This is a genomic window from Rhizobium sp. O111 (genome assembly GCF_055616315.1).
Window position 1 is genome coordinate 1586680 of the sequence record NZ_JBSHXL010000001.1, and the last position, 13084, is coordinate 1599763.

The window sequence follows — 13084 nt, forward strand, 5'->3', positions numbered from 1 at the left end:
GACCTCAAATTTTGAGCACAAAAAACCCCGCTTGAAGCGGGGTTTTTCGTTGGATCGATTGGCCGGAGATTACTCGGCGCCTTCCTCGGAAGCCTTCTTCTTCGGAGCGGCCTTCTTCTTCGGAGCAGCTTCTTCGCCTTCAGCGGCTTCAGCCTTGGCAGCAGCCTTCTTCTTCGGAGCGGCCTTCTTGGCTTCCTTCTCGGAGCCTTCGCCTTCTTCGTCGGCGAGCAGCTCTTCCTTGGTAACCTTCCTGTCGGTGACGTCGAGTTCGGTCAGCAGATGGTCGATGACCTTCTCTTCGAAGATCGGCGCGCGGATCGAAGCGGCCGCACCCGGCTGGCTGCGGAAGAATTCGAGGATCTGCTTTTCCTGGCCCGGATACTGACGCAGCTGCTCATAGATGGCGCGCTGCATTTCGTCTTCGCTCACTTCGACGCCGGCCTTTTCGCCGATTTCGGAGAGAACGAGGCCGAGGCGGACGCGGCGCTCAGCGAGCTTCTTGTACTCTTCGCGAGCCTGCTCTTCCGTCGTGTCTTCGTCTTCGAAGGTCTTGCCGGACTGTGCGAGGTCGTTGGCAACCTGGTTCCAGATGCCGTTGTACTCGGCGTCGACGAGCGAAGCCGGGGTCTCGAACTTGTACATCTCGTCGAGCTGGTCGAGGATCTGACGCTTGACCTTCTGACGGGTCATCGAGCCGTACTGCGATTCGATCTGGCCGCGAACGATTTCCTTCAGACGGTCAGCCGATTCCAGGCCGAGCTTCTGAGCCAGTTCGTCGTTGATTTCAACGTCGGCAGGAGCAGCAACATCCTTGACGGTAACGTCGAAGGTGGCTTCAGCGCCAGCGAGGTTCTTGGCCGGGTAGTCAGCCGGGAACGTGACGTTGATGGTCTTTTCGTCGCCAGCCTTGGTGCCGACGAGCTGTTCTTCGAAGCCGGGGATGAAACGGCCCGAGCCGAGAACGAGTTCGGCGCCCTGGTCGGTGCCGCCTTCGAAGGCAACGCCGTCGACCTTGCCGACGTAGTCCATGGTGATGCGGTCGCCGTCTGCGGCCTTGCCCTTCTTGGTCTCGTAGGAACGGGCGCTTTCAGCGACCTTGAGAACCTGCTCGTTGACTTCCTCGTCGGAGATATCAACGACTTCGCGGGTGATCTTGACGCCCTTGACGGACTTCAGTTCGATCGGGGGCAGAACTTCGTAGGAGAGCGTGAACTCGAAATCCTTCTGAGCCGACAGGATCAGTTCTGCTTCGTCCTTGTCTTCCGTCATCGCGATTTCAGGCTGCGTGGCGGACTTTTCGCCGCGCTCGGCGAGAATGGAGGTCGGCTGTTCGCGGACGATCTCGTTGACGAGGTCGGCCATGATGGACTTGCCGTAAACCTTCTTGAGGTGAGCGGCCGGAACCTTGCCCGGACGGAAGCCGTTGATCCGGACCTTGTCCTTCACGTCGGCAAGACGCTCGTTCATCCTGGTTTCCATGTCCTTGGCCGGGATAACGACCTTGATTTCGCGCTTCAGCCCTTCAGCGAGCGTTTCGATAACCTGCATGTCTTCCTACCTTCAATTCGTGGCGGCCGTGCCCAGACGCCGTTCGTTTCGATGAGCACGACGCCGGAAAGTGCCGGGCGTGGCTTGTTCTCAATTCTTCTTCGTTCTGCGTGAGCGGAACGGCGCTTGGCTCCGGGCAATCGAGGGGCACCGTTTTCGGTCCCTCGCCTGCAAGCCAGCTTTGGTGCGGGTAGAGAGACTTGAACTCCCACGCCTTGCGGCACCAGAACCTAAATCTACTTCGCGATCTATACTTCCGGTGAAAACCCCTGCAAACGCTGGGTTTTCGGTGTGGCATTAAGTCTATCTTTTACCCGTGTGTCACCGGGAAATGCCACATTGTGTCATGTGTCACGCCCCAACGCGCGGCTCCTGATACTCTGACATCCGGCTGATTGCAAGGCGCTTGCGCTCGGCTGATGTATGAGCATACCGCTGGGTCGTCTCGATGCGCTTGTGGCCCGCCAACTCCTGTACCGTTCTGATGTCGGTGTGTTTGAGCATGTTGGTCACAAACGTGTGCCTCAAGACGTGTGGCACGTAGTTGCGGTCATCGGTCATCGACAGGTCGGACTGCATCTGCTTCCAGTGGTCACGATACCAAGCGGGCTTCTCTTTGAAGAGCTTCGCGTCTGGATCGTTGAGCGGCTTAGCCCTCCTTACGAGGACTTCTTTCGCCCTGGCTGTTAGCGGCACATCGCGGTTGTTATTGGCCTTGGTGTCGTAGGTCCAGAGGTCAGCGCTATCGGCGTCTCTCTTGGTGATCTTCAGCACCTCGCCCTGACGGAAGCCAGTGTCCAGCGATATGATGATGTAGTCCCGCAGCTCCTCCTCGCCCAATTCGACACACCAGTCGAGCATGAGCTTGATCTCCGCATCGGTATAGAACCGAATACGCGTCTTACGTTCCTTGGTTAGGCCGATCTTGAACAGCTTGGGCAGCTTGCCCATGTCAAAAGCTTCCTTAGCCAACGTTGAGAAGGCAGCCAGCTTGCGGTTGATCGTCGCGTCGGAGCGTCCCCACTTGGTGACCTCCTGCTTGATCTTCAGCGTGTCTTCGTAGCAGAGCGTCTTCACGTCCCGCTGCGGCCCCACGATGTCCACCACATGCTGCCCGTTGATGCGAGCAGTCTTTTCCCCCTTCGTTCCCTTCCATCGCGTGTCAGCCACGAGATCGAAGAGCTGCTGCAGGGTGAAGACGGTCTCGACCGGCTTAGCGCCGATGTCCTTGCCCGAAAGCAAGGCCGCTTTAGTCTCGGCTTCCCAAATCTCTGCTTCGAGTTTGGTTGGGAAGTCCTTTCTCACTCGCGTCCCTTTGTGAGAGACAGCGGCTTGCCAAGAGGCTCCGCGTGCTTTAACTGGCACCTCATTGCTCCTTTCGTTGCCCAGTTGGCGGAATTGGTAGACGCACTTGGTTTAGGTCCAAGCGCTGAGAGGCGTGGGGGTTCGAGTCCCTCACTGGGCACCATTAGGGAGCATCGTCTACCGAAACATTCCCGGCACCCATTAGCTGCTCTATGCGAGTAGCTAACATCTTGCCTTTAGGGGTCAGGAAGCAAAGCACGTTGCGCGCATCGTTTGGATCACGCTCGGTGATTATCAGCTTCAATCCCTCGACATTTTTCTTCTGTGCCCATTCGCCTAGGTCGCCTAAAGCGCGACTGACTGTGGGCTGAGCAATTCCTGTCGTCCTGCGTATCTCAGAGGCTGTAACGCCTTCCTTTGCGGCCACAGATAGAAAGACCTGCAAAGTCTGGATCGACATCAATGATCGACCCTCCTGCACCTTTAAAACTTCGCTTAGCGCCGCAGATATGCGGGAGAAAAGAATTGTGGTGGCCATGTGAGTTTTCCCTTTTCAAACACCCCCATCCCCGGGAGTGGGAAAACCCATACACCGGTGGTTAGGTTTGATCAACAAACAAGGTAACGTAGAGGCGACCTACCCACCATTCGTGGTTGCCGTCCTCGACCCGATAATCGAAAAATCGATCCAAGATACGCGAGCGGTGAAACTCGATATATATCTCAAATCGTTTGGTTTTTTTAAAGTAGCGCACCTATTTACCCTCGCTCACCGTTCGCGTCCTGTTCCCATCACCGGACAGCGTGGCTAATACCCCGACGACCGATTCGTTATCAAGCGGTAAATAATTCACCTGCGAATGGGTCGTCCGATAAAGTTGTCGTTCTGTCATGATGGATGAGTGCTGCAAGACGCTGGTTTAACATTACATTCCGGTAAGGATATAGGAATATCATCCTACGTGGATATGCATTTGGCGCAAACCAGCCATGCAAAACATTGAAATCGTCATCACCCAAACATGGTGACAGTAAGCGGGCATTCATTGCCGAAAGCGAAGTCAAAAGAGACACTTAATCATGCTCTACGGGCGATCCTGAGGGTCTCTCAGGGGCTTCCCTGTGGATATGTGTGGATAAACCACGACCGTCAGGAGCCGTACCAAGGGGTACTTGTTGGCTCCTTAGGTTTCGGCCTTCCGGCCTCGTCAGGTGGTTGTGATGTCACATTTTAGCAGACGATGTGAAGCTGAAGACCAGAGAGCCTAGAAAGCTCCTCAGCGGTGCCCACAGCTTCCTCAAAACTACCGTGCCAGTCGGTGATAGCTTCGCACCCGCCTTCCTTCAGGTGGCCGTAGACGGTGAAGAACTCGGCCTCTTCGCGATCCATGCCACCGTTAACGTGACCATCATCGTCGGCGTCCATACAGCAGCCGCCCAGCTCCAAAGCGTCGAAGTGGGTCCAGTCAGGTGCCTGGGCATTTGTGCAGCAGTTGAACAAGATTGAGTTGTCCATCACGCGCCCTCCCCGTTGAGCTTGGCAACAGCCGCGTTGATATCCTTCTGAGTGTCCTCAGTGGTGATCACCTTCAGCTCCTTAGCCTTGGCCTCGTGGTTCTCGATGTAGGCCGCACGTTCGGCCATCACGTCTCCCCGCTCGTATGCCCCGAACTGGACACCCCAGCGGCCATCTATGAGCGCGATTAGGGTGTGATACTTCCTTGGCTTTTTTGTCACAGTGCGTCGGCCCTCATTGGCTGCGCGGCAAGCTGGTTGCGGCTCGCCGGTCGCCCGTAGTTCCGCCCGTACTCGCTGATTAGGTCACGCCCCTCGATTGCGGCCATCGCCATTCGGTCAATCGGATGAAGTCTCATGCGTATTCCCTTCGCTGTGGCAGCCATCGTCAGGCGGGCGCATGCCAAGCCCCGCGACCGGCCACCGAGAGGCGACCAGTTTCGGCATTCGTATTCACGGGTGGTTAGATCAGGACACAGTGAAGCGCTTGGAGAATTCCCCTGCTCTCACCCAGATGTAGCAATCACCGCCGTCTGCGATGTGCCACTCACCATCCCATTCGAGGGACTTTGCAAGGGCCTCAGCGGCTGCCGCATGGTTTCCTTCGCTATCCTTGGCGTGGTCCCAGTTGAGCGTGATGCTGCCCCGCTCGCTGCTGTCTCCCCAGTTGTACATGACTGTGGCCTTCACGCGGCTGCCTCGGTAGTTGGTGGCACCGAGGAACTTGGTTTTAATTGCTACGGCCATTTGCTTGCATCCTTTGCTAGATTGATTAGGATGCTGAAGCGGGAAGCCCGAAAGCCTCCCGCCCCATCGCTAGATGGTTAGGAATAGGGTCACGGTGAGGCGCACCGTGGCCTTTTTCATTTTCCAGCGAAGGGTGATCGACCATGTAATCATGGCTAATCCTCCAGCGGTGCCCCTGTATCGTCGAGGCTTCCGAGTGCGGGCATTTCCAAGGCCATTCATCATGACCAGCAAGCGCACCACTCAAGGCAGCGCTTAGGCTGCCCTCAATGGTGGACTTGAGCGGGACTGTGACGCCCCGCTTCAATGGATTGGTGGATAGGTTAGGGCGCGGCTTCACTGCACCAGCACTGCCGCGTAGGTCGCTCCAAAGAGCCGCGTGATGTGGCCTCTTAGCGTGGCCTTATCGACTGCCATTCCCTTGCGCTCGAAGTTGGAGCGGTAGGCGTTGGCGTAGATCGCAGCGTTCTCAAGAATTTGAGTGTTCATGGTAACTCCATGGATTGGTGGATGGTTTCGGCCATGGCTTGGCCTCATCAGCGGGACAGCGTCAGCCCCGTACCTATTTGATTGTCAAAGAACCCAAGAGCGCCCTGCCCTTGCCCCTCGGCGTCTCCGCTTCGGTGAGCTGGAATGTATGGATAGGTGGATGCATTGTAAAGAGGTAGATACCAAAAAAGGCATCATCAACAGCCTAAGCCATTGATGATGCCTCGTTTTATTTTATTCACCAGTGGATGCGATGGCTAGGCTTGTGTCACGCTGAAGGGATGCGACCTCGCCGCGCCTGCCTGTCAATGTGACGCTGGAGCTTGAAGAACCAGAGAACTAGCGCAGACACCAGCAGCGCACCGCCCCCGACTGAACCACCGACCAGCGGCCAAAAGCGATTGTTATAGACTGCCTCTTGCGCTGCAATCTTAGCGTTCTCGACGATGGAAATGTCCATCTCTCCAATCCATTTGTCGTTATCCTTCATGATCTGCTCGACCTCTTGGATGACTGCAGCACCTGACGCCCCTGACTTCTTCAACTCCTCTATTCGGCCACTGTTAAGCCTCAGGTGGGTATCCTGTAGGTCTCCCTTAGCCGCCTGCTCGGCTTTATTCATTGCGATGGTCTTCTCCTCATAGAGAAGCGCCCCCGAACTGGCGACCGTAATGGTCAATCCAGCGGCCACGAGGAATTTGTAAAGGCTGTCAAACGGTAGGTTTTCCAATGGGTTGTCTCTCAATGGGTGTTGGTCTGTAATAAAAGTGTGTGAGAGAAATTCAGCGGTGTAAAGAGCCGATAGCGATTTTCGAAAAGACATTATCACCCCAGAAGAAACGAACGTGAACAACATTCGCACGGCCACCCAATGAGGCAGCGCCAAGGGCAGCTTATGTGCCATCTTCAGATCAATCATCTAGTGCAACATGTAATGATATCAATGGCTTAGCCAGCGTGTGGCATGCCGATGTGTCACCAGCGGTGGCCGGAAGGGTCGTCGAGGAAGATTTGAGGGGGCCACGGGGGGAACGCGGACTTCCTTATATCTGATTTGACCTCAGACATTTTTTTACCAGGATATTTGGCCCCTAGGGAAGTAGGCTTGACCAGCGTTGGACAACAATCTCGCACTTGAACGGGTAGTCGTCGCTAACCCGCGCCGTCTGCAATTCCAACATCTTGGCCCGCTTCTCGTCCGCATCGTCACCGATAACGTACATCATGATGAATTTGAAAGGGCTCCTCGCGTCTGGAGCAAGGAAATCGTAAAGCTCCTGAACTCGGTCAAACGTATTTTTGATAAATGGCGTTGGAAGCCGACCCTTATGATTGTACTTCACTTCGACAACAGTCATCCCTCTGTCGAGTTTCTGAATGCCGTCGAATACCAATTGAGGGCGATCAGCAATCGATAGGTCGCGGTAATAGAAGACGCCGTTCTTCCGTTCCAACATACTGAGCCCGAGGTCAGATGCGACCCTCGCCCTCAATCGCATTGCATCAGTCGAAAGTTGGACAGTCCCCCCGATGGCGTCCCCTTCTGGTTGGGGTAAATTTGGTTGAGGTTCTAAAGGTTTCATCGATGCGGTGGGGTCAGGAAGCCACGCAGTCTGTGTACCCTCATCAACGGTTGACGCGATCTCACTGGGACCATCAAGTGGCACGTTCTGCTCGGCTGTCTCAGCATCGCCTTTGAGAGATATTGCGATAAGCGATGCCTTAGAGAACCGAGCGAAGTTGTCTTCGTTTCGGTAGTCAGAAGGAGCATAGAGAACCGTATGATTCCAATTTAATGTTGCGAAGAAGAGCAGGATCAGCAACGTTGGAAACAGCATAAGAAACCAGACGTAAACGTGCTGTACGTCTCTTTCGAGAAGGGGCAGAACAGCAGTACCACTCACCTCTGCAAAAGCAGCGAAGACGGCGACTACGGTTAATGGATTTCTTATATGAGGAACTTTGGGAAGCATCGGTTTACCCATATTGACACCCGTTGAATGAGCGACAGCGATTTCAACGGGTGGGCGCGAACTGGAAGAGATCAGACTTTCTTCTTCGGGGCGAACCGGGCGTAGCGCTCACAGCCTCCGAGGTTGCCTTCCACCTTGGTGTCTACCACGATGCCGGCGCTGTTCACGATGAGCGAGAGCCTGCATTCGTAGTTGTAGCTCTCAGTCCGCGAACCTTGGATGTTGGTGGTGATGGCTTGGCCATTCACGTAGGTCGTGGCGGTCTGATATGTCGGCACCGAGTAGCTGCCAGAGTTCTGGTTGCCCCACGTATAAACCGTATGGCCAGCGATCTTGTTCTCGGCATCGGGGAACCCGAGCTGAGCGAAAGCAGCCTTGTAGCTCTGGCCCTTGAAGGTGTTCACACCCGAGTGGATGTCTTCGCTCGTCACGCAGCCTGTGAGGGCCACCAGCGAGGCGATGGAGATGGTCTTGAGTAGGAATTTCATGCAGTCCCCCAGATTGAGGTAACAGCGATACACAACCGCTCTTCCCCCTTCAATCCCCCTATAGGTTACCTTAGGGTTTCATCTGGGGATTGGGAGTTGGTGGATGGGGGTTCTCATCACCTCCATCCATCATAAAGATCATTCGGAGAGGGAACTCTTTTTCATCAGTCCCCTCTCCTCATCCTTTATCCCTTTGTCTCTCTTCTAAAGTGCGTGGAAATTCTAGGTTGGTCTTCAGCCGATGCTGAACCACCTCAGCGTGTCTTCATTGGAGCGTCCGAACACGTTGTCTGCGAAGTTCCTCAGCTCGGCTTCGAGCATCGCTGCCTTGTGGTCGTCAGCAGCCTTCTCGGTGTCTCGGGCCATATGCTCGACCCAGTAGGTCACAGCGATAGCGAGAGCATCGAGACGGTCGTCGTTGATCAGGGCACCGCGATCACGGGTGATGCGGGTGAGCTGGTAGAAGAGCTGACGGTGAGGCTCAGCCTCGTGGTCACGCTTGATGACGTTGCCATCCACGATCAGACGGTGCTGGTTCATGACCGGCTCCAGAACGTCGCAGATACGGCGCTCCTTCTGGGTGGAGTGCTTGACCTCCTCAATGGTGACCGGATGAACACGAGTGAACACCGGCTTGAGGAGCTGGGTGAACATGCCGTCACCGAAGTTGGCTTCGACGATCACGCGGTTCACGTTGTGGGTCTTGCCCAGCATTGCGAGGGACTTGAGGGTGTTCTCGGAATAGCCTTCCTTGAAGCCACCTGAGGCGACCAAGAAGAGGTTGCCGTGAAGGACCTTGACGATGGCGTAGGCCGTCTCGTCACCGCCCTTACCGGAGGGGTCGATCGCCATGACAGCGCCAGAGTAATCAGCCATCTCATTGGCCGTCCACATGGGGCGGTAGAGACGGTCACCCTGAAGGCCGACTGACGGGAGATCGGAGATCACCTTCTCGGGGTCGTTGCACCAGACCAACTTGGACGGGGCCATGCGGGGGTCGAGGGACGACACGATGAGGTCGGAGAGCTTGAGGGGATATTTGTCCTGGTCAGACAGCGAGGTGTCGAGCATGAACTGCAGCGCGAAGCCAGAGCGGGCGTAGGAAGCCTCACGCTCGATCAGGTCTTGCTCTTGGAAGCGTTCAGGGTCCACCGGCTGGCGGGCCTTAGCGCCCTTGTCGAGCATGTCCATGACGAACTTGGAGAGGCGTCCCTGATAGCGCTCAGGGTCGGCAGGCACTCGGGCAGGCCAGATGCGGATTTCATAGCCACGTTCGGGCAGCCTATTGTAGAGGCTCATCTCGGTCTGAGGGGTGCCGAGGTAGATGATGCGGCTCGTAGGGAGCGGCTTCAGAATAGCGTCGAACTCCTTCACGCGCTCCGAGAGCTGGTCGCGCTGGAGCTGGGTCATGGAGTTGTTGGGAACCTCAACGTCATCCGCGATGATGATGTCAGCACGGGAACCAGCGAGCTGGCCGGTGATACCTACGGACTTGACGGAGGGAGAGTGAGAGTTGCGGGCTGGGCCTACATCGAACGCCACCATGGAATCGCGCTGCCCCGGCTGGGGGCGCAGATGGGCGAGGATGGGCATGTCCGCGATCAGGCGCTTGGTGAACGTCGAGAACTGGTCGGAGCGATCCTTCGAGGCAGAGACCACGAGGATGTTGAGCTGCGGGTTGCAGTAGAGAAGCCAGACCACGAAGGCCGAGGTAACGTAGGACTTGCCCACGCCTCGGAAGGCCTCGATCACGCAACGCTTGGGGCCGAGCTGGAGGTAGCCACCAATGTCGTATTGAACGGCTGTCGGGACTGGAAGGTTGAGGTGCTTCCACACCACGAAGAGGAAGTTTCGAAAGTCCTTCTTCAGGGGGTCGATGGCGGGACTTAGATGCGTCCCTGCCTTCAGTTGTTCAGTCATTAATCCACCCGTGGATATATGGCCGCACAGGCTCACAGACGCGCTCCAGCGCTCCCGGCTATGGTAGTAGCCAAGGGGTCACTGAAGCTCGTGCTGGATCAGCCTGCTAGGGCTGCGTTGGGTTTAATTGTAGGAGGGACGATCGTCGTCACCCGTGAATGGAAGTTCCTCGACGAGGTTCGCCAGAGGGGTGCCTTCCTTGGGTGTGGAGTCGATGTTGTTGTCCTTGAGGAACTGGCGAGCTACGTTCAGCTCAGCGGCAGTCACTTCCCCACCCCTGACTTTATCAAGGAGCTTCTGGGCCATTTCCTCATGGAGCAGTGCAAGGATTTGTTTCAGGTCCATTACTTGTAGCTCACGTATGCCGAGATCGCAGCGACGATCAGGGCCAGGAATGCGGTGATGTTGGTGATGACGGATTGATTGGTCGTGGCCTTAGCCTTGAGGGAGGCGATCTCCACCTCCCCCGCCGACACGCGCTGTTCGAGCTGATCGACACGCGCAGCGGTCGCCGAGTTCAAACTGATGAGCGTGTCTACCTTGCCCTCGACCTTGCCGATCAGGAGGACGACTTCGGTGTTCATTGGGGTTTCCATTACAGGTCCATTGCCCAGCGCCACAGAGTGTCGAACTGAGCCTGCGGGATGTTGAGGTAGGAGACGAGAGCGATCAGCACGGGGTTGTCGCGCTCGAACTCTGTCGCCTCCATCAGCTCGGTCTTCATGCGCTGGGCATCGAGCGTGGGCAGGTTCATGCCGTCGATGGTGACCGAGAGGCTTTCTTTGGTGATGCCGATCTCAAGCGCGGCCAGCCAGAACCTGCGGGAGGTCAGCGACGACAGCACCTCAGGAACCTTTGAGATGACCTTCGTGGTCTTCTGGATGTAATCCATTTCGAGCTGCTGAAGCGCCATGGCTTCGAGCTGGGGATACTGGAAGGCCACGAGGCCCTTCACGACCGAGATCATCGTGTCCACAGACGTGTCATCTGCGAGGGAGACAATCGGCGCGACGACGCCACCGTGGAGCCACCACACCCCCGGAAACTGGGGGGCCGTAAGCTCAGACGTATAGTGGATCAACCGGATGGAGCTGGTCGCCTCATCCACGTTGAGCGCAGTGATAGTGTACTTAGCGTCCATTAGGTCGCTCCTAGAATTGTGCCGAGATTGTTGAGAGTTCGGGCCAAGCCCGTGATGGCCTTGCCAGCCGCACCGCCACCGCCACCACCGGCCCCTGCAGAGCCGCCCGTGTAGTTGCCTGTGTTGCCGGTCGCGCCTGTGTTGCCCGCTGTTCCTGGCTGACCCCAGTCACCGCCGTTGCCGCCAGTGCCACCAGTACCGCCCACACCGGAGTTGCCCCCGTTGTTGCCGCCACCAGCGCCTCCAAGGCCGTTCGTTCGGGCTTGGTTGGAGCCTTGGCCGAGACCGCCAGTACCGCCCGCTCCACCACCAGCACCGCCCGTGTAGACGTTCCACTGACGGGAGACTTCGTAGAAGCCGGTCTGTCTGAGCGTTCCCCTGACGTAGAGGTAGCCGCCAAAGCTGTAGGAGGAGAGGTTCCCGTTTACGTTGAATATGTAGCCCGAGCCGCCCCACTGGACCTTCGACGCGCCGTCATAGACCCAGGAGTATGAGCCGGGGGAATATCGCGGGCCATCGGTTGCAACGTAGTAGCCTTGGCCACCCGTGCCCCCGGTCCCGCCGATACCGCCTCCCCCACCACCGCCACGGATGTAGCCGTAGTTGTTGATGAGGAGGTCCAATTGCTGGACATTGATCGCGTTGCCACCGGTCCCGCTGTTAGCGGCTCCACCGGCCCCATTGATCGCACCGTAGTTGTCGATCTGCAGGAGACCGCCACGGCCAGTGCCAGTGGACAAGGAGGCAGTGGCGGCACTGGTACTGCCGACGATCACGTTGGCCGGGATGATGACGCGCTTCTTCTTGGTCGAGGACCAGTCCGCAGCGGAGAAGAGGCTCTGGATGTTGACGTTGTTGGTGTTCGCGGTGATCGTTACGACCACCTCAGCGGCAAACGCCTGCGCCCATACGCCTCCACTCTTGATGAAGGCCTTCTGGACTGCGACCCACTGGGCCGACTGATTGTAGAAGAGGTTGTTGACCTTCGCCCAAGAGCCAGCGTTTTTGACGTTGAGTGTCATCGCGGCTCCTTAGATTTGATACCAGACATCCCCATCAGCACCGCCCGAAGGCGCGTCTGTGGAGACCGTGAGGTTTCGCCGTCCATTGCTCTTCAGGGCCGCGTCGATCTCGGTCTTGTTGTAGTAGGAGGCAGGATTGAAGGTGGCTGCCTGGGCAGCGCTAGCGGCAGCTTCAGTGGCCTTGGTGGCTGCATTGTCGCGATAGCCCTTGGCTTCAGTCGCGCTGGCCGCAGCTTCCGTGGCCTTGGTGCTAGCGGTGTTCCTGTAGGCCAGTGCATCAGCAGCGCTCTGAGCCGCCTCGGTGGCCTTCGTGGTGGCCGTGTTCTTCGAGGTGTTCGCAGACGATGCGGAGGACGCAGCATTGGTCTCAGAGGTGAGAGCAGCGGCAGCGGAGGAGCCTGCAGCGGTAGCCTTCGTGGTGGCCTGCGCTAGCTGCGAGGACATACCCGTCTCGGCCCACTGCTTGGTGACCGCATCGCGGGCATTCACGGGATCGAGCAGGTTGGCGATACGGCGACCGAGCGCCGAGAAGGAGCCATCATCGGTCACCCCGAGGCTGGCCTCACCGAGGTCGAACGCTTCCTGAGCGAGGAAGAAGACCTGCATGGTGGCCAGATCGAGATCGCTTTCCACGAGCGTCGAGCCATCAACGAAGTCCACGAGGACAGTGTCGCGAGGCGTCACTCGACGGCGGTCAACGATAGCGCCAGAGACCGGCGCAACAGCGAGCTGGATGGACGTATCAGACAGCCAGGTATAAGCCGTGATTGCGCCATCGACTTTGATCTGGACGTGGGTCTTGGAGATGTAGGGAAAGGGCACCGTGAAGATGCGGGTGACGCCATCCCCCAAGGATTGTGCGTAGGCAAGTGCCATTGGTTATCTTTCTTGGAAATGAAAAAGGCCCCCGAGTCTCCCCGAGGGCCAGCCATTCAC

The 13084-nt window shown here is 57.2% G+C and carries 16 protein-coding genes and 1 tRNA gene; 1 reads left to right on the plus strand and 16 read right to left on the minus strand.

Features of this window, described 5'->3' with window-relative positions; genetic code table 11:
- Window positions 1-69 precede the first annotated feature (69 nt).
- Together tig and ACVTFQ_RS08105 are read right to left on the minus strand one after the other, a co-directional pair.
- Entirely contained in the window at window positions 70-1548 is a 1479-nt protein-coding gene (tig, locus tag ACVTFQ_RS08100) for a trigger factor (RefSeq protein WP_113177515.1), read from the minus strand.
- Window positions 1549-1899: 351 nt separating this feature from the next.
- On the minus strand, window positions 1900-2853 hold the full coding sequence (locus tag ACVTFQ_RS08105; RefSeq protein WP_470423753.1) for a tyrosine-type recombinase/integrase: 954 nt from the start codon (window positions 2851-2853) through the stop codon (window positions 1900-1902).
- Window positions 2854-2931: 78 nt separating this feature from the next.
- Between ACVTFQ_RS08105 and ACVTFQ_RS08110 the strand changes: the two genes are divergently transcribed.
- Window positions 2932-3016, plus strand: a tRNA-Leu gene (locus tag ACVTFQ_RS08110).
- Here the strand turns inward: ACVTFQ_RS08110 and ACVTFQ_RS08115 are convergent.
- The 14 genes from ACVTFQ_RS08115 to ACVTFQ_RS08180 all read right to left on the minus strand — a co-directional run bounded on the left by ACVTFQ_RS08115 (window position 3017) and on the right by ACVTFQ_RS08180 (window position 13024).
- Window positions 3017-3391, minus strand: coding sequence for a MarR family winged helix-turn-helix transcriptional regulator (locus ACVTFQ_RS08115; RefSeq protein ID WP_470423754.1), 375 nt, complete (start codon window positions 3389-3391; stop codon window positions 3017-3019).
- Window positions 3392-4084: 693 nt separating this feature from the next.
- Window positions 4085-4369: a hypothetical protein gene (locus ACVTFQ_RS08120; RefSeq protein ID WP_470423755.1), complete on the minus strand. Its 285-nt coding sequence runs from the start codon at window positions 4367-4369 to the stop codon at window positions 4085-4087.
- Window positions 4369-4497: a hypothetical protein gene (locus ACVTFQ_RS08125; protein ID WP_470423756.1), complete on the minus strand. Its 129-nt coding sequence runs from the start codon at window positions 4495-4497 to the stop codon at window positions 4369-4371. Before ACVTFQ_RS08125 ends, ACVTFQ_RS08120 begins: the two co-directional genes overlap by 1 nt.
- 339 nt (window positions 4498-4836) lie before the next feature.
- The gene (locus ACVTFQ_RS08130; RefSeq protein ID WP_470423757.1) at window positions 4837-5115 is read right to left on the minus strand and encodes a hypothetical protein; all 279 of its coding nucleotides are present in this window, start codon (window positions 5113-5115) and stop codon (window positions 4837-4839) included.
- A 336-nt stretch (window positions 5116-5451) separates the two neighbouring features.
- The gene (locus ACVTFQ_RS08135; protein WP_470423758.1) at window positions 5452-5604 is read right to left on the minus strand and encodes a hypothetical protein; all 153 of its coding nucleotides are present in this window, start codon (window positions 5602-5604) and stop codon (window positions 5452-5454) included.
- A gap of 268 nt (window positions 5605-5872) precedes the next feature.
- The gene (locus ACVTFQ_RS08140; protein WP_470423759.1) at window positions 5873-6523 is read right to left on the minus strand and encodes a hypothetical protein; all 651 of its coding nucleotides are present in this window, start codon (window positions 6521-6523) and stop codon (window positions 5873-5875) included.
- 172 nt (window positions 6524-6695) lie between these two features.
- Entirely contained in the window at window positions 6696-7577 is an 882-nt protein-coding gene (locus ACVTFQ_RS08145) for a hypothetical protein (RefSeq protein ID WP_470423760.1), read from the minus strand.
- 71 nt (window positions 7578-7648) lie between these two features.
- Entirely contained in the window at window positions 7649-8065 is a 417-nt protein-coding gene (locus tag ACVTFQ_RS08150; RefSeq protein WP_470423761.1) for a hypothetical protein, read from the minus strand.
- Between the two features lie 234 nt (window positions 8066-8299).
- Window positions 8300-9985: a phage terminase large subunit gene (gene terL / locus ACVTFQ_RS08155; protein ID WP_470423762.1), complete on the minus strand. Its 1686-nt coding sequence runs from the start codon at window positions 9983-9985 to the stop codon at window positions 8300-8302.
- A 123-nt stretch (window positions 9986-10108) separates the two neighbouring features.
- Entirely contained in the window at window positions 10109-10330 is a 222-nt protein-coding gene (locus ACVTFQ_RS08160) for a hypothetical protein (RefSeq protein ID WP_470423763.1), read from the minus strand.
- Window positions 10330-10569 (minus strand): hypothetical protein, encoded by a 240-nt coding sequence (locus tag ACVTFQ_RS08165; RefSeq protein WP_470423764.1) that lies wholly within the window; start codon window positions 10567-10569, stop codon window positions 10330-10332. Before ACVTFQ_RS08165 ends, ACVTFQ_RS08160 begins: the two co-directional genes overlap by 1 nt.
- 11 nt (window positions 10570-10580) lie before the next feature.
- Window positions 10581-11126: a hypothetical protein gene (locus ACVTFQ_RS08170; RefSeq protein ID WP_470423765.1), complete on the minus strand. Its 546-nt coding sequence runs from the start codon at window positions 11124-11126 to the stop codon at window positions 10581-10583.
- A complete protein-coding gene (locus ACVTFQ_RS08175) occupies window positions 11126-12148 on the minus strand; it encodes a hypothetical protein (RefSeq protein WP_470423766.1) in 1023 nt (340 codons plus the stop codon). Before ACVTFQ_RS08175 ends, ACVTFQ_RS08170 begins: the two co-directional genes overlap by 1 nt.
- Window positions 12149-12157: 9 nt before the next feature.
- Entirely contained in the window at window positions 12158-13024 is an 867-nt protein-coding gene (locus ACVTFQ_RS08180; protein ID WP_470423767.1) for a phage tail fiber domain-containing protein, read from the minus strand.
- Between the last annotated feature and the right edge of the window lie 60 nt (window positions 13025-13084).